Genomic DNA, 15,132 nt, shown 5'->3' with positions numbered 1-15,132 from the left:
GGCAAGCGCGCATCACGCCTCGAAGTCCCCCTGTTGGCGCGCCACCAACGTCAGGATACTGTACAGCGCCACCGGCTGCTGTTCCTGATTCAATACTTGCACATCCCACACCACCACGCCGTGCGGCCGATCTTCGGCGGTTTTCTGCGGCTTGCGGATCTTCTTCTTGCAGGTCAACCGCACCTGAATGGTGTCGCCGATCTTCACCGGTTCGATAAAGCGCAGATTCTCCATGCCGTAGTTGGCAATCACCGGCCCGACGGCGGCATCGACAAACAGCCCGGCCGCAGCGGACACCACAAAGTAACCGTGAGCCACCCGCTCGCCGAACAGCGAATCGGCGGCGCCGATCTTGTCCATGTGCGCGTAGAAATGATCGCCGCTCAGGCAGGCGAAGTTGACGATATCCGCTTCGGTCACGGTACGGCGCGCGGTCAACAGGCTGTCGCCCAACTGCAGCTGCTCGAAGTATTTCCGGAACGGATGTACCGGGTGCTCGGCGACCGGCGCGCCGCGCACCCATTCGCCGCCGATGGCCGCCAGCATCGCCGGGCTGCCCTGGATCGCCGTGCGCTGCATATAGTGCTTCACCGCGCGCAGTCCACCCAGCTCTTCACCGCCGCCCGCGCGCCCCGGGCCGCCGTGCACCAACATCGGCAGCGGCGACCCGTGGCCGGTGGACTCCGCCGCCGCCTGTTCATCCAGAATCAACATGCGGCCGTGGGCGCACGCCGCCGCGCGAATGAATCGCTTGGCCAATGCCGGATCGGCGGTCACCAGCGACCCCGCCAGGCTGCCCTGCCCCAGCAACGCCAACGCGATCGCCTGCTCGGTATCCGCATACGGCATCAGCGTCACCACCGGGCCGAAGGCCTCAGTGCCGTGCACCGCCTGATGGGTGAACGGATCGGCGCAATACAGCAGGGTCGGCGGATAAAACGCCCCGCCGCGCGCGCCGTCGCCCAGGATTTCCAGCTTATCCAGCGACGCGCCGCACAGCGGTTCGCAGCCGTTGCGCAGCAGGAACTCCACCTTGCTTTGCACATCATCACGCTGCTCGTGGCTGACCAACGCCCCCATGCGCACCTGCTCCAGCTGCGGGTCGCCCACCGTCACCCCAGCCAGGCGCTGCAACAAGGCCTGACGCACCGCAACCACCTGCGCCGCCGGCACGATGATGCGGCGGATCGCCGTGCATTTCTGCCCCGCCTTGGCGGTCATTTCACGGCACACCTCTTTGATAAACAGCGCAAACTCCGGCATCTCCGGCGTTACGTCTTCCGCCAGCACGCAGCAGTTGAGCGAATCCGCCTCCATGGTGAAGGCGATCGATTTCTCCAACAGCCGCGGGTGCGCGCGCAGCCGCTGCCCGGTCTGCGCCGAACCGGTGAACGTCACCGCATCCTGATAATCCAGGTGCGCAAACATGTCGCCGACGCCACCGCATACCAACTGCAGCGCCCCTTCCGGCACCAGCCCGCTGTCGACGATCAGCCTGACCATCGCCTGCGTCAGCTGCGCGGTGGCGGTGGCCGGCTTGATGATGGCCGGCATGCCCGCCAGCCAGGTCGGCGCCAGTTTTTCCAGCATGCCCCAGCAAGGGAAGTTGAAGGCGTTGATATGCAGCGCCACGCCGGGGCGCGAGGTCAATACGTGGCGAGCGGCGAACTGCGCCTGTTTCGACAACGGGATCAGCTCATCCTCCGGCCACAGGGTATCATCCGGCAGATCGCGGCCGGCCATGCCGGCATAGGCGAACAGCGTGGCGATGCCGCCTTCGATATCGACCCAGCCGTCGCTGCGCGTCGCCCCGGTTTGATAGGAAATCTGATACAGCGCCTCTTTGTGCGCCAGCAGGTGTTTCGCCACCGCTTTGAGCATCTGGGCGCGCTGCTGGAACGTCATTTGCGCCAGCGCCGGCCCCCCGTGGCGGCGGGCATAGCTCAGGCTCGCCGCTAACGGCAGGCCGTCGGAGCAGACCTGGTACAGCGCCTCGCCGGTCACGGCGTGGCGGATCTCGCGGCTCTCTCCCTGCCCATACACCCAGGCGCCAGAAAGATAACTGTGTAACTGCTGCATGTGCCCTCCAAAATTCATAAATTTTCACCCTACAGCTTAATTACGTATCACATAAATGCCAGTTTACGCCAAACTCAATTTTAACAAAAAGAGAACAAGAAGCGCGTTCAAGCCGCTTTCCCTGTCGTTAACACAGAGTCATTGATTTTATTTATCAAATTAAATCAATAATATAAACAATTCACTTGTGAGTGCACTCGCAAAACCACATGAATCTCGTTTGATCTTTTTGTTATCAGTTTGTAGCCTTATGGTTAGTTAAAGTGATTCACATTTTTATATTCAATGTGAAAAATACGAATCACCAAGAGGCGAGCATGACAACTGAAGCAGAGTATCAGCAGCATTTCGACGCCAAGATCGCGGCGGATATCGCTATCGAAGCCAAAGACTGGATGCCGGACGCTTACCGTCAGAACCTGATTCGGCAGATCGGCCAACACGCCCATTCGGAAGTCATCGGCATGCTGCCGGAAGCCAACTGGTTGACGCGCGCCCCCACGCTGCGCCGCAAAGCGGTGCTGCTGGCCAAAGTGCAGGATGAGGCCGGCCACGGCCTGTACCTCTACAGCGCCGCCGAAACCCTCGGCTGTTCGCGCCAGGACATCTACCAAAAGATGCTCGACGGCAAAATGAAGTACTCCTCGATCTTCAATTACCCCACGCTCAACTGGGCGGATATCGGCGTGATCGGCTGGCTGGTCGACGGCGCCGCCATCGTCAACCAGGTGGCGCTGTGCCGCGCGTCCTTCGGCCCCTACGCGCGGGCGATGGTGAAAATCTGCAAAGAGGAAAGCTTCCACCAGCGCCAGGGCTACGAGGCGGTGATGGCGATGGCCCACGGCAGCGATGCGCAGCGCGCGATGTTGCAGGACGCCATCGATCGCTTCTGGTGGCCGGTGCTGATGATGTTCGGCCCGAGCGACGCCGACTCCCCTCACAGCGCCCAGAGCATGGCCTGGAAAATCAAACGCCACAGCAACGATGAACTGCGGCAAAAGTTCGTCGACAACACCGTGCCGCAACTTGCGGCGCTGGGCATGACGGCGCCGGACCCGAGTCTTACCTGGGACGAGGCCGCCGGCCACTATCGCTTCGGCGAGATCGACTGGAGCGAACTGCATGAAGTGATCAAAGGACGCGGCCAATGCAACCACGAACGCCTGCAGGCCAAACGCCGCGCCTGGGAAGACGGCGCCTGGGTACGCGACGGCGCCATGGCCCACGCCGCGAAAAACGCCGCTTCCGCCGCATAGCCAACATAAGGAACCGAGATCATGAGCCACGTTGAATGGCCGCTGTATGAAGTGTTTATCCGCAGCAAACAAGGGTTGGCGCATCGCCACGTCGGCAGCCTGCACGCCGCAGACGACCAAATGGCGCTGGAAAACGCCCGCGACGCCTACACGCGCCGCAACGAAGGCTGCTCGATCTGGGTGGTGCAATCGCGCCATCTGATCGCCTCGCAGCCGGAAGATCGCGGCGCGTTCTTCGATCCGTCCGAAGACAAGATCTACCGTCATCCGACGTTTTACACCATTCCCGACGGCATCAAGAACATGTAGAGGCGACCATGACGGTTAACGATCCGCGCATCAGCTATTTGCTCCGCCAGGGCGACACGCCTTTGATCCTCGCCCAGCGCCTGTGCGCCTGGTGCGGCCACGCGCCCGAGCTGGAAATCGATCTGGCGTTGGCCAACATCGGTCTCGATCTGCTCGGCCAGGCGCGCCACTTCCTGGGCTACGCCGCCGAACTGGCCGGCCCGCCCTGCAGCGAAGACAGCCTGGCCTTCGGCCGTGACGAGCGCCAGTTCCATAACCTGCTGCTGGCGGAACAGCCGAACGGCGGTTTCAACGACACGTTGGTGCGCCAGTTCCTGCTCGACGCCTACCACGTGCAGCTGCACCAGGCGCTAAGCCGCAGCCGCGATGCGCAGATCGCCGCCATCGCCGCCAAATCGTTGAAGGAAGCCGATTACCACCTGCGCTTCAGCCGCGGCTGGATGATCCGCCTCGGCGACGGCAACGACATCAGCCACCGCAAGATCCAGCAGTCGCTGGATAACCTGTGGCGCTTCACCGCTGAGCTGTTCCAGGCCGACGCGCTGGAGCTTGAGCTGGCGGAACAGGGCATCGCCGTCGATCCGCGCCAGCTGCAGGCCCCCTGGCAGGCGCTGGTGGAGGAGACGCTGCGCCAGGCGACGTTGACGCTGCCCGCCGAGCAGGCGTTCCGGCACGGCGGCAAACAAGGCCGACACAGTGAACACCTCGGCCCGCTGCTGGCGGAGATGCAGTTCCTGCAGCGCGCCTATCCAAACAGTCAGTGGTAGGAGGCCGCGATGAACGTCACTCGTTTGCAACCCGCCGAAATCCCGCAGATTTGGCACTGCCTGCAGCAGATCAGCGATCCCGAACTGCCGGTGCTGTCGATCACCGATTTGGGCATGGTGCGCGACGTGGTGCGCGACGGCAGCGGCTGGCGCGTGACCTTCACCCCAACCTATTCCGGCTGCCCGGCCACCGAATTTTTACTCAACGCCATCGAGCAGCGGCTGACGGCCGCCGGCTTCAGCCCGGTGCGGGTGGACATTCGCCTCAGCCCGGCCTGGACCACCGACTGGATGAACGCCGACGCCCGCGAGCGGCTGCGGCAATACGGCGTAGCGCCCCCGCAGGGCCACACCTGCGATCGGCCGCACGCCCACGGCCCGGTCGCCTGCCCGCGCTGCGGCAGCACCCACAGCGAGAAGATCAGCGAGTTCGGCTCCACCGCCTGTAAAGCGCTGTACCGCTGCTGCGACTGCCGGGAACCGTTCGACTACTTCAAATGCATATAGGAGCGCTGACACCATGACGGTCTTTCATCGCCTGAACGTCGCCGCCATCGAGCGCGAAACGCCGGACGCCGTAGCCATCACCCTGCGGGTGCCCGAAGAGCTGCAAAACCAATACCGCTACACCCCCGGCCAGCACCTGACGCTCAAGGCGCGGGTCAACGGCGAAGAGCTGCGGCGTTGCTATTCCATCTGCAGTTCACCGCAGGAAGGCCTGCTGCAGATCGGCGTAAAAGCGATTGATCAGGGCCGTTTCTCCGGCTTCGTCAACCGTATGCTGAAAGTCGGCGATGCGCTGGAAGTGATGGTGCCGCAGGGGCGCTTCGGCTATCAGCCGCAGGCGGAGCGCCGCGGCAATTACCTGGCGATCGCCGCCGGCTCCGGCATCACGCCGATGCTGTCGATCATCAAAGCGACGCTGCAGCTCGAACCGGGCAGCAGTTTTACCCTGATCTACGGCAACCGCAACAGCCGTTCGATGATGTTCAAAGAAGCGCTGTCGGATCTGAAAAACCGCTACCCGCAGCGTTTTCAGCCGCTGTACCTGTTCAGCCAGGAGAGCCTCGACAGCCCGCTGCTCAGCGGCCGCATCGATCGTGAACGCCTGACGGCGATCGGCGGCGCGCTGCTGGATTTCCGCGACTATGACCACGCCTTCATCTGCGGGCCGGAATCGATGATGGACGACGCGCAGACCGTGCTGGAACAGGCCGGCGTCCCGGCCAACCACATCCACAGCGAACGTTTCAACACCAGCGGCCTGGTCGCCCGCCCGCGCCACAGCGGCGATCGCAACGCCGCCAGGGTGACAATCCTGCTCGACGGCCGCCGGTTGGATATCGAGCTCGGCGAACAGGACGATAGCATTCTCGACGCCGCGCTGCGCCAGGGCGCCGACCTGCCCTACGCCTGCAAAGGCGGCGTATGCGCCACCTGCAAATGCCGTCTGAAGGCTGGCCAGGTCGAGATGGGTGTCAACTACAGCCTGGAGCCGGATCAGTTGGCGGCGGGCTATGTATTGAGCTGCCAGTCGTGGCCGAAAGGCGACGGCGTGGTATTGGACTTCGACGTCTAGGAGCCGCGATGGATACCCCCTTTATTTTGCGTCAGCAGCAGCACCGCGTGGTCACGCTGACGCTGCACCGCCCGGAGGCGCGCAACGCCCTGAGCACCCCTTGCCTGGAGCAGCTGGTGTTTCTGCTGGATCAGGCCGATGCCGACAGCGGCGTGGGCGCCGTGGTGATCGCCGGCGCGGCGCGTTTCTTCGCCGCCGGGGCCGATCTGCACGAGCTGCAACGGCAGGATCTGCCGGCCGCGCTGGCGGATCGCCGTCCGCAGCTGTGGCAGCGGCTGGCGCAGTTCAGCAAGCCGCTGCTGGCGGCGGTGAACGGCTATGCCCTGGGCGCCGGCTGCGAGTTGGCGCTGGCCTGCGACATCGTTATCGGCGGCGAAAGCGCCCGCTTCGGCCTGCCGGAGATCACCCTCGGCCTGATGCCGGGGGCCGGAGGCACCCAGCGCCTGATCCGCTGCGTCGGTAAGTCGCGCGCCAGCCAGATGGTGCTGACCGGCGAAGCCATCGACGCCCGCACCGCGCTGCAGGCTGGCCTTATCAGCGAAGTGTGCGTCGATGCCCTGACGCTGGAGCGCACGCAGCAGATTGCCGATCGCATCAGCCGTCAGGCGCCGCTGGCGCTGCGCGCCGCCAAGCAGGCGCTGAAACAGGCCGAGGAAACCGGCCTTAGCCAGGGGCTGGCGATGGAGCGTCAGCAGTTCGTCACCCTGGCCGCCACCGACGATCGCCGCGAAGGCATCGCCGCCTTTTTCGAAAAACGTACGCCAAACTATCAGGGGCGCTGATTTATGGATAACGCATTGATTCTCAGCCATCTCGACGCCGGCGTGTTGACGCTGACCCTCAACCGGCCGGATCGGCTCAACAGCTTTAACGACGAGATGCATCGCCAACTGAGCGAAGCGCTGACGCAAGCCGAACGCGACGACAACGTGCGCTGCCTGCTGATCGCCGGCGCCGGCCGCGGTTTCTGCGCCGGGCAGGATCTCAACGATCGCAACGTCAGCGCCGATCAACAGGCGCCGGACCTCGGCCTGTCGGTCGAACGTTTCTACAACCCCCTGATCCGTCGCCTGACCGCCCTGCCCAAACCGGTGGTGTGCGCGGTCAACGGCGTGGCGGCCGGCGCCGGCGCCGCGCTGGCTCTGGCGTGCGACATCGTCATCGCCGCCGACAACGCCGGCTTTATTCAGTCGTTCTGCCGCCTGGGGCTGGTGCCGGATTCCGGCGGCAGCTGGTTCCTGCCGCGGCTGGCCGGCCACGCCCGCGCGATGGGCATGGCCATGCTGGGCGACAAAATCAGCGCCCAACAGGCGCTGGAGTGGGGCATGATCTGGCAGGTGGTGCCGGCGGATGAATTGGCCGACCGCACGCAAACGCTGGCGCGCCATCTGGCCACCCAGCCGACTTACGGTCTGGGGCTAATCAAGAAAGCCATCTACAGTTCGGCCACCAACAGCCTCGATCAACAACTCGATCTGGAGCGCGATCTGCAGCGATTGGGCGGCCGCAGCGACGACTACCGCGAAGGCGTCAGCGCGTTCTTCGCCAAACGCACGCCAAACTTCAGCGGGAAATAGCCATGAACGCGCCCCTTCTTAACGGCCAGGTGGCGGTGATCGGCGCCGGCACCATGGGCATCGGCATTGCGCAGGTGGCCGCCGCCGCCGGTCACCCGGTGCGGCTGTTCGATATCGCCCCCGCCGCCGCCCAGCGCGCGATCGACGAACTCGCTCGCCGCCTGCGGCAGCGGGTCGACGGCGGCAAGGCCGACGCAAACACCACCGAGGCGCTGCTGGCGCGTCTCGAACGCGCCGATTCGCTCGAGCAACTGGCCGACAGCGCGCTGGTGATTGAAGCGGTGGCGGAAAATCTGGCGATCAAGCAGAGCCTGTTCCGCGATCTGGAAGCGGTCTGCTCGCCCACGGCGCTGTTCGCCAGCAATACTTCCTCGCTGTCGATCACCGCCATCGCCGGCGCCTTGCAACACCCGCAGCGCATGGCCGGGCTGCACTTCTTCAACCCGGCACCGCTGATGAAGCTGGTGGAGATCGTCAGCGGTCTGGAGACCGGGGCCGAGACCCTCGCCGCGCTGCAAGCCCTGGCGCAGCGCTGGGGTAAGCAGAGCGTCGTGTGCCGCTCGACGCCGGGATTCATCGTCAACCGCGTGGCGCGGCCGTTCTACGCCGAAAGCTTGCGCGCGCTGGAAGAACGGGTGGCCGACGCCGCCACCCTGGATGCGGTAATGCGCGACGCCGGCGGTTTCGCCATGGGCCCGCTGCAGTTGACCGATCTGATCGGCCAGGACGTCAATTACGCCGTGACCGACTCGGTGTATCAGGCCTTCTACCAGGATCCGCGCTTCACCCCCTCGCTGGTGCAGCAGGAGCTGGTGGCCGCCGGGCGCCTCGGCCGCAAATCCGGCCGCGGCTTCTACCGCTACGACGCGCAACGCCCCACCGCAGAGATGATCGCCTTTGCGCCACCGGCGCAGGCCGCGCTGCCGCAGCGCGTTACGCTGCACGGCGACTGGTCTTCGCTGGCCGATTTGGCGCAGCTGTTAAGCGAAAATGCGGGGGCGATCAAACAACCTGGCCAGACCAGCCCGCACGTCACGATCGACGACGTTACACTGATGTTAACCAATGGTAAAACCGCCGGCCAACTGGCCGACGAACGTGGAATGCCCGTGGTGCTGTTCGATCTCTGTGCCGACTATGCGCATGCCTCCGCCATCGCCATCAGCTGCGCGGCGCAAAACGGCGCGCAACACAATGCCAAAGCGATCCGTCTGCTGCAGTCCCTCGGCAAACGCGTCATCCCGTTGCCGGATTACCCCGGCCTGCTAACGATGCGCACCCTGGCCATGCTGGCCAACGAAGCGCTCGACGTGGTGAACAAAGGCGTCGCCAGCGCCGAGGATACCGATCTGGCGATGCTGCGCGGGGTCAACTATCCGCGCGGCCCGCTCGCCTGGGGCGCCGCGCTCGGCTGGCGCCACATCCTGACGACGCTGGAAAACCTGCAACGCTATTACGGCGAGGCCCGCTATCGCCCGATGCCGCTGCTGCGCCGCTACGCTTCCCCCGCCGCTTTCTCAGGAGCCGAACAATGAACGCCAATACGCCGCGCGCGCTGGCTCAGCGCTGCGCCGAACAGATGTTCCAGCAAGATACCTGCGCTCAGGCGATGGGGATGCACATCGATGCCGTCGACGTAGGGTACGCGCAGGTCAGCATGACCGTCGGCCCGCAGATGCTCAATGGCCACCAGACTTGCCATGGCGGCCAGCTGTTCAGCCTGGCGGATACCGCCTTCGCCTACGCCTGTAACAGCCAGGGGCTGGCGGCGGTGGCTTCCGGCTGCAGCATCGACTTCGTCCGCCCGGCGCTGGCCGGCGATCGCCTCACCGCCAGCGCGCAGATGCGCCATCAGGGCAAAGCCACCGGGCTGTATGACGTCGAAATCGTCAATCAACAGGGCAAAACCGTCGCCTGGTTTCGCGGCCGCGCGCACCGCCTCGGTCACAGCATTTTAGGAGATCAGGCATGAATCAGGCATTTATCTGCGACGGCGTGCGCACCCCGATCGGCCGCTATGGCGGCGCGCTGGCCCAGGTGCGCGCCGACGACCTCGCCGCCCTGCCGCTGCGCGTGCTGCTGGAGCGCTATCCACAGGTGGATTGGGCGCAGCTGGACGATGTGATCCTCGGCTGCGCCAACCAGGCCGGGGAAGACAACCGCAATCTGGCGCGCATGGCGCTGCTGCTGGCCGGGCTGCCGGTCGGCGTTTCCGGCACCACGGTGAACCGCCTGTGCGGTTCGGGTCTGGACGCGCTGGCGATAGCGGCGCGCAGCATCAAAGCCGGCGACGCTGGGCTGATGCTGGCCGGCGGCGCGGAATCGATGACCCGAGCGCCGCTGGTGATGGGCAAGGCCGACAGCGCCTTCAGCCGCCAGGCGCAGTTGTACGACACCACCCTCGGCTGGCGCTTCGTCAACCCGCGCATGCAGGCCGAGTTCGGCACCGATTCGATGCCGGAGACCGCCGAAAACGTCGCGGCGCAGTTCAACATCAGCCGCGCCGATCAGGACGCCTTTGCGCTGCGCAGCCAGCAGCGCGCCGCCCGGGCGCAGGCGCTGGGATACCTGGCGCAGGAGATAGCGCCGGTCAGCCTCACCGGTAAAAAAGGCGCAGTCACCCTGTTCAGCCAGGATGAACACCCGCGCGCCGACACCACCTTCGATCAGCTGCAGGCGCTGAAAACCCCGTTCCGTCAGCCCGGCAGCGTCACCGCCGGCAACGCCTCGGGGCTGAACGACGGCGCGGCCGCGCTGATCGTCGCCTCCGAAGCGATGGCGGCGCGCCAGGGCCTGACGCCGCGCGCGCGCATCCTTGCCACCGCCACCTGCGGCGTGGAGCCGCGGCTGATGGGCATCGGCCCGCTGCCGGCCACCCGCAAGGTGCTGGAGATCGCCGGGCTGAGCCTGGCGCAGATGGACGTCATCGAACTGAACGAAGCGTTCGCCGCCCAGGCGTTGGCGGTGATGCGCCAGCTTGGCCTGCCGGACGATGCCCCGCAGGTCAACCCCAACGGCGGCGCGATCGCTCTGGGGCACCCGCTGGGCATGAGCGGCGCGCGCCTGGCGCTGGCCGCCCTGTTTGAACTGGAACGGCGAGCCGGCCGCTACGCTCTGTGCACCATGTGCATCGGCGTGGGCCAAGGCATCGCCATGATCATTGAGCGTGTCTGACCCCTGAGGCTAACCATGACAATAAATCCACAGCCCCTCGAAACGATCGAATTCGCCTCGCGCGATGAGATTGAAGCGTTGCAGTTGGCGCGTTTGAAGTGGACGCTGCACCACGCCTACGACAATGTGCCGATGTACAAGCGCAAGTTCGATCAGGCGGGCGTACACCCCGACGATCTTAAGCAGCTGAGCGATCTGGCGCGCTTCCCCTACACCACCAAGCAGGATCTGCGCGACAACTACCCGTTCGACACCTTCGCGGTGCCGATGGAACAGGTGGTGCGCATCCACGCCTCCTCGGGCACCACCGGCCGCCCGACGGTGGTGGGCTACACCCAGCGCGACATCGATAACTGGGCCGATATCGTCGCCCGCTGCCTGCGCGCCGGCGGCGCCACCGCCAAAGACAAGGTGCACGTCGCCTACGGTTACGGCCTGTTCACCGGCGGCCTGGGGGCGCACTACGGCGCGGAGCGGCTCGGGGCCACGGTGATCCCGATGTCCGGCGGGCAGACGGAACGCCAGGCGCAGCTGATCCTCGATTTCAAACCCGACATCATCATGGTGACGCCGTCCTACTGCCTGACGCTGATCGATGAACTGGAGCGCAAAATGGGCGGCGACGCGCGCGGCTGCTCGCTGCGGCTCGGCGTGTTCGGCGCCGAACCCTGGACCGAAGCCCTGCGCCACGAAATCGAAACCCGCATGGGCATCAAGGCGCTGGATATTTACGGCCTGTCGGAGGTGATGGGGCCGGGCGTGGCGATGGAATGTCTGGAAAGCGGCGGCGGCCCTACCATTTGGGAAGACCACTTCCTGCCGGAGATCATCTGCCCGGAAACCGGCATCGCCCTGCCGGACGGCGAGCACGGCGAACTGGTGTTCACCACCCTGACCAAAGAGGCGCTGCCGGTGATCCGCTACCGCACCCGCGATCTCACCCGGCTGCTGCCGGGCGACGCGCGCCAGATGCGCCGCATGGGCAAGATCACCGGCCGCTCCGACGACATGCTGATCATCCGCGGTGTCAACGTCTTCCCGTCGCAGGTGGAAGAACAGATCATGCAGTTCGAGCAGCTGTCGCCGCACTATCAACTGCAGGTCAGCCGCAGCGGGCATCTGGACACGCTGGCGGTGCGCGTCGAGCTGAAAGAATCGGCGCTCAGCCTCAGCCATCAGCAGCGTTGCGATATCTGCCACCAGCTGCGCCACCACATCAAATCGATCGTGGGCGTCAGCACCGACGTCAGCATCGCCAACTGCGGCGATATTCCGCGCTCGGAAGGCAAGGCGCAGCGCGTGGTCGATCTGCGGCCGCGCTGAGGCGCACGGCGTCACGGATGACGCCGCCCCAAATTATGTTAATGTTGTGGCTCATCGAAGGCTAACCCATGGAAAAATATGGAACATAAACTGGATGAGTTCATTCGCCATGCCGTCGACGCCCAGCCGATCAGCGGCACGTCGCTGATCATTTCGCTGTACGGCGACGCGCTCAGCCACCGCGGCGGCGAAGTGTGGCTCGGCAGCCTGAGCGCGCTGCTGGAGGCCTTCGGTTTCGGCGATCGTTTCGTGCGCACCTCGGTGTTCCGCCTGCAGAAAGAGGGGTGGCTGGCGGTGGAGAAAATCGGCCGCCGCAGCTTCTACCGCGTGACCGAGCAGGGCATGCGCCAGTTCCGCCACGCCGAATCGAAGATCTATCTGCGCGAGCAGCCCGCCTGGGACGGCAAATGGGAGCTGTTGCTACTGGAATGCGCCGAAAAAAACGCGCGCGCGCGGCTGAAAAAAGAGCTGGGCTGGCTCGGGTTCGGGCAGATCGCCAACAACCTGATGGCCGCCCCCACCCATGCGCAAACCGACGTGACGGCGCTGCTCGGCGAATTGAACGCCAGCGAGCAGGTGATCTACTTCCGCGCCGATTACCCCTACAATCGCTCCGAGCAAACGCTGCAGAAACTGGTGGCCGACTGCTGGTCATTGAGCGAGGTAGCGGCCGGTTATCATGAGTTTATCGTCTCTTTCCGGCCGCTGATGGCGCTGCTGCGCGAAGTCGACCCGGCGGCGCTGACGCCGCTGCGCTGTTTCCAGATTAAGCTATTATTGATTCACTTCTTCCGTCGCGTGGTGTTGAAAGATCCGCTGCTGCCGGACGCGCTGTTGCCCGCCCAGTGGGAGGGCCAGATCGCCCGCAATCTGTGCATCAATCTCTATCAGCAGGTCGATCGCGCCGCGACGGAGTACGTCAGCGCGCTGGCGGAGACCACCATCGGCGCCCTGCCCGCGCCGGCCGCCGGCTACTATCGGCGCTTCGGCGGCCTGCCGCGCGACCCTACATGTTAAGGAACTCACGCTATGCCTGTGTATCAGATTGACGGCCTGACGCCGGTCGTTGACCCCAGCAGTTACGTGCACCCGACGGCGGTGCTGATTGGCGACGTGATCGTCGGCAAACACGTGTATATCGGCCCGAACGCCAGCCTGCGCGGCGATTTTGGCCGCCTGGTGATCTGCGACGGCGCCAACATTCAGGATAACTGCGTGATGCACGGCTTCCCGCAGCAGGACACGGTGGTGGAAGAAGATGGCCATATCGGCCACGGCGCCATCCTGCACGGCTGCCGCATTCGCCGCAATGCGATGGTGGGCATGAACGCGGTGGTGATGGACGGCGCGGAGATCGGCGAGAACACCATCGTCGGTGCGATGGCGTTCGTCAAAGCCGCGGCGGTGATCGAAGCCAACAAGCTGGTGGTCGGCAGCCCGGCGCGCGTGCTGCGCGATCTGACCGAACAGGAATTAGCCTGGAAGATCGCCGGCACCCGCGAGTATCAGGATCTGGTACAGCGCTGCAAATCCTCGCTGCACGAAGTGGCGCCGCTGACCGAAATCGAGCCGGGCCGCCGTCGCCTGAGCTTCGGCGACCACCTGATCCCGAAAAGCCAGCTTTAATCCCCGGGGCTGAGATGCGCCTCAGCCCCTCCCCTTATTACTCCACTTCCGGCGCCTTGAGTGGCGACGGCGCAACCGCGCGGCGGCTCTGGAAGTGATAAGCCGCCACCAGCAGCAAAGTGAACGGAATACCGAACCACAGCGTCATGCGGAAGAATTCGGTAAACGCCGTCGAGATCATCAACGCCGTCATCAGCCCGGCGCCGAGCAAGGTGGTATAGGGAAAGCCCCACATGCGAAACTTCAGGTGGGTCTGCCGATGCCGGCGGCGGAAGAACAGGTGGGTGACGAAAATCATCAGCCAGGTAAAGCAGGCGCCATACACCGAGATAGACATCATGGCGGCGAACGAGGTTTCCGGCGCCACCAGGCTCAGCACGATAGACACCACGATACCGATGCACGACATCGCCAGCGCATTGACCGGAATACCGCGCCGGCTGACGCGCCCCAACGCCGCCGGCGCCTGCCCGGCGCGCGACAGCGAGAACATCATGCGAGTGGTGATATACAGCTGGCTGTTCATTGCCGACAGCGCCGCCACCAGCACGATAAAGTTGAAAATACCGGCGGCGGCGGGCAGATGGATCACGTTCATCGCCATCAGGAACGGGCTTTCGCCGGTGCCGGACTGGCGCCAGGGCACGATGGCCAGCATCAGGGCGATCGACAGCATGTAGAAGATGAACAGCCGCACGATGGTGCCCTTGAACGCCGCCTTCACCGCAATCACCGGATTCTTCGCCTCGCCGGCGGCCACCGCGATCATTTCAATGCTCAGGTAGCTGAAGATGGACACGATCACCGCGAACCACATGCCCTTGACGCCAAACGGCATAAAGCCGCCGGCGGTCAGGTTGCGCAGACCATAGGCCGGGTTGCCCGAGAACGCCAGAATGCCGATGCCGATCAGAATAAACGCCACGATCGCCGTCACTTTGACGGTGGACAGCGCGTATTCCACCTGGCCGAACGATTTCACGCCGATCACGTTAACGACGATCACCGCCGCCGAGAACAGCAGCACCCACGGCCAGGTCGGCGTCGCCGGGAACCAGAACTGCATGTACATGCCGATGGCGGTGACTTCGGTGCCCACCGCCAGCACCACGCAGGACCAGTAAGAGTAACGCACCAGAAAACCGAACAGCGGGCCGAGGTAGAATTCGGCGTAGTCGCCGAACGAGCCGGGCGTCGGGTGTTCGGAGGTCATTTCCGCCAGGCTGCCCATCAGCAGCAGCGCAATGACGCCGCCGATCAGGTAGCTCAGCAATACCGACGGCCCCGCCATCTGGATGGCGTAGGCGCTGCCGAGAAACAGCCCGGTGCCGATGGCGCCGCCGATCGCCAGCATCGACATCTGCCCGGCGGTAAGATGCTTGTTCAACCCGCCCTGGCGGCGGGCGATATGCTCAAAATCATTCATCTGTGGCATGGCTGTG

15 protein-coding genes are annotated in these 15,132 nt (G+C 64.7%); 13 read left to right on the top strand and 2 right to left on the bottom strand.

What is annotated here, in order from left to right; genetic code table 11:
* Positions 1–12: 12 nt before the first annotated feature.
* Positions 13–2,079: a phenylacetic acid degradation bifunctional protein PaaZ gene (gene paaZ / locus ACJ8J1_RS04210; RefSeq protein ID WP_033643606.1), complete on the bottom strand. Its 2,067-nt coding sequence runs from the start codon at positions 2,077–2,079 to the stop codon at positions 13–15.
* A gap of 317 nt (positions 2,080–2,396) precedes the next feature.
* Here paaZ and paaA point away from each other — a divergent pair, with 317 nt between their 5' ends.
* The 13 genes from paaA to paaY all read left to right on the top strand — a co-directional run bounded on the left by paaA (position 2,397) and on the right by paaY (position 13,690).
* Positions 2,397–3,335 carry a 1,2-phenylacetyl-CoA epoxidase subunit PaaA gene (gene paaA, locus ACJ8J1_RS04205; RefSeq protein ID WP_442520323.1) on the top strand — a complete coding sequence of 313 codons (939 nt, stop codon included), beginning with the start codon at positions 2,397–2,399 and terminating at the stop codon, positions 3,333–3,335.
* A 21-nt stretch (positions 3,336–3,356) separates the two neighbouring features.
* Entirely contained in the window at positions 3,357–3,644 is a 288-nt protein-coding gene (gene paaB, locus ACJ8J1_RS04200; protein WP_004935173.1) for a 1,2-phenylacetyl-CoA epoxidase subunit PaaB, read from the top strand.
* A gap of 8 nt (positions 3,645–3,652) precedes the next feature.
* A complete protein-coding gene (gene paaC / locus ACJ8J1_RS04195; RefSeq protein WP_033643608.1) occupies positions 3,653–4,411 on the top strand; it encodes a 1,2-phenylacetyl-CoA epoxidase subunit PaaC in 759 nt (252 codons plus the stop codon).
* A 9-nt stretch (positions 4,412–4,420) separates the two neighbouring features.
* The gene (gene paaD, locus ACJ8J1_RS04190; RefSeq protein ID WP_033643609.1) at positions 4,421–4,918 is read left to right on the top strand and encodes a 1,2-phenylacetyl-CoA epoxidase subunit PaaD; all 498 of its coding nucleotides are present in this window, start codon (positions 4,421–4,423) and stop codon (positions 4,916–4,918) included.
* A gap of 13 nt (positions 4,919–4,931) precedes the next feature.
* Entirely contained in the window at positions 4,932–5,990 is a 1,059-nt protein-coding gene (gene paaE, locus ACJ8J1_RS04185; protein WP_033643610.1) for a 1,2-phenylacetyl-CoA epoxidase subunit PaaE, read from the top strand.
* An 8-nt stretch (positions 5,991–5,998) separates the two neighbouring features.
* Positions 5,999–6,772: a 2,3-dehydroadipyl-CoA hydratase PaaF gene (gene paaF, locus ACJ8J1_RS04180; RefSeq protein ID WP_033643611.1), complete on the top strand. Its 774-nt coding sequence runs from the start codon at positions 5,999–6,001 to the stop codon at positions 6,770–6,772.
* 3 nt (positions 6,773–6,775) lie between these two features.
* Positions 6,776–7,567: a 2-(1,2-epoxy-1,2-dihydrophenyl)acetyl-CoA isomerase PaaG gene (gene paaG, locus ACJ8J1_RS04175; RefSeq protein WP_033643612.1), complete on the top strand. Its 792-nt coding sequence runs from the start codon at positions 6,776–6,778 to the stop codon at positions 7,565–7,567.
* Positions 7,568–7,569: 2 nt separating this feature from the next.
* Positions 7,570–9,102 carry a 3-hydroxyacyl-CoA dehydrogenase gene (locus ACJ8J1_RS04170; RefSeq protein WP_033643613.1) on the top strand — a complete coding sequence of 511 codons (1,533 nt, stop codon included), beginning with the start codon at positions 7,570–7,572 and terminating at the stop codon, positions 9,100–9,102.
* The gene (gene paaI, locus ACJ8J1_RS04165) at positions 9,099–9,539 is read left to right on the top strand and encodes a hydroxyphenylacetyl-CoA thioesterase PaaI (RefSeq protein WP_033643614.1); all 441 of its coding nucleotides are present in this window, start codon (positions 9,099–9,101) and stop codon (positions 9,537–9,539) included. Before ACJ8J1_RS04170 ends, paaI begins: the two co-directional genes overlap by 4 nt.
* Positions 9,536–10,741: a 3-oxoadipyl-CoA thiolase gene (gene pcaF, locus ACJ8J1_RS04160; protein ID WP_033643615.1), complete on the top strand. Its 1,206-nt coding sequence runs from the start codon at positions 9,536–9,538 to the stop codon at positions 10,739–10,741. Before paaI ends, pcaF begins: the two co-directional genes overlap by 4 nt.
* A gap of 15 nt (positions 10,742–10,756) precedes the next feature.
* Positions 10,757–12,064: a phenylacetate--CoA ligase PaaK gene (gene paaK / locus ACJ8J1_RS04155; protein ID WP_016927188.1), complete on the top strand. Its 1,308-nt coding sequence runs from the start codon at positions 10,757–10,759 to the stop codon at positions 12,062–12,064.
* Between the two features lie 78 nt (positions 12,065–12,142).
* The gene (gene paaX / locus ACJ8J1_RS04150) at positions 12,143–13,081 is read left to right on the top strand and encodes a phenylacetic acid degradation operon negative regulatory protein PaaX (RefSeq protein WP_033643616.1); all 939 of its coding nucleotides are present in this window, start codon (positions 12,143–12,145) and stop codon (positions 13,079–13,081) included.
* Positions 13,082–13,093: 12 nt separating this feature from the next.
* Positions 13,094–13,690 carry a phenylacetic acid degradation protein PaaY gene (paaY, locus tag ACJ8J1_RS04145; protein WP_033643617.1) on the top strand — a complete coding sequence of 199 codons (597 nt, stop codon included), beginning with the start codon at positions 13,094–13,096 and terminating at the stop codon, positions 13,688–13,690.
* Between the two features lie 37 nt (positions 13,691–13,727).
* On the opposite strand, the gene ACJ8J1_RS04140 is transcribed toward paaY, so the two are convergent.
* Complete coding sequence (locus tag ACJ8J1_RS04140; protein WP_033643618.1) at positions 13,728–15,125, bottom strand: amino acid permease; 1,398 nt, start codon at positions 15,123–15,125, stop codon at positions 13,728–13,730.
* Positions 15,126–15,132 lie beyond the last annotated feature (7 nt).

Source organism: Serratia sp. CY37869 (genome assembly GCF_052168895.1).
In the GTDB taxonomy this organism is placed as follows: domain Bacteria; phylum Pseudomonadota; class Gammaproteobacteria; order Enterobacterales; family Enterobacteriaceae; genus Serratia; species Serratia ureilytica.
Note: the sequence above shows the minus strand (reverse complement) of the source record. Positions and strands in the feature narration are given on the sequence as shown.

Excerpts from the sequence above, each read along its gene's own strand:
- paaY (WP_033643617.1), top strand. The coding sequence starts at position 13,094 with ATGCCTGTGTATCAGATTGACGGCCTGACGCCGGTCGTTGACCCCAGC.
- paaI (WP_033643614.1), top strand. The coding sequence starts at position 9,099 with ATGAACGCCAATACGCCGCGCGCGCTGGCTCAGCGCTGCGCCGAACAG.
- paaG (WP_033643612.1), top strand. The coding sequence starts at position 6,776 with ATGGATAACGCATTGATTCTCAGCCATCTCGACGCCGGCGTGTTGACG.
- paaX (WP_033643616.1), top strand. The coding sequence starts at position 12,143 with ATGGAACATAAACTGGATGAGTTCATTCGCCATGCCGTCGACGCCCAG.
- paaE (WP_033643610.1), top strand. The coding sequence starts at position 4,932 with ATGACGGTCTTTCATCGCCTGAACGTCGCCGCCATCGAGCGCGAAACG.
- paaD (WP_033643609.1), top strand. The coding sequence starts at position 4,421 with ATGAACGTCACTCGTTTGCAACCCGCCGAAATCCCGCAGATTTGGCAC.
- ACJ8J1_RS04140 (WP_033643618.1), bottom strand. The coding sequence starts at position 15,125 with ATGCCACAGATGAATGATTTTGAGCATATCGCCCGCCGCCAGGGCGGG.
- paaK (WP_016927188.1), top strand. The coding sequence starts at position 10,757 with ATGACAATAAATCCACAGCCCCTCGAAACGATCGAATTCGCCTCGCGC.
- paaZ (WP_033643606.1), bottom strand. The coding sequence starts at position 2,079 with ATGCAGCAGTTACACAGTTATCTTTCTGGCGCCTGGGTGTATGGGCAG.
- ACJ8J1_RS04170 (WP_033643613.1), top strand. The coding sequence starts at position 7,570 with ATGAACGCGCCCCTTCTTAACGGCCAGGTGGCGGTGATCGGCGCCGGC.
- paaC (WP_033643608.1), top strand. The coding sequence starts at position 3,653 with ATGACGGTTAACGATCCGCGCATCAGCTATTTGCTCCGCCAGGGCGAC.
- paaB (WP_004935173.1), top strand. The coding sequence starts at position 3,357 with ATGAGCCACGTTGAATGGCCGCTGTATGAAGTGTTTATCCGCAGCAAA.
- paaA (WP_442520323.1), top strand. The coding sequence starts at position 2,397 with ATGACAACTGAAGCAGAGTATCAGCAGCATTTCGACGCCAAGATCGCG.
- paaF (WP_033643611.1), top strand. The coding sequence starts at position 5,999 with ATGGATACCCCCTTTATTTTGCGTCAGCAGCAGCACCGCGTGGTCACG.
- pcaF (WP_033643615.1), top strand. The coding sequence starts at position 9,536 with ATGAATCAGGCATTTATCTGCGACGGCGTGCGCACCCCGATCGGCCGC.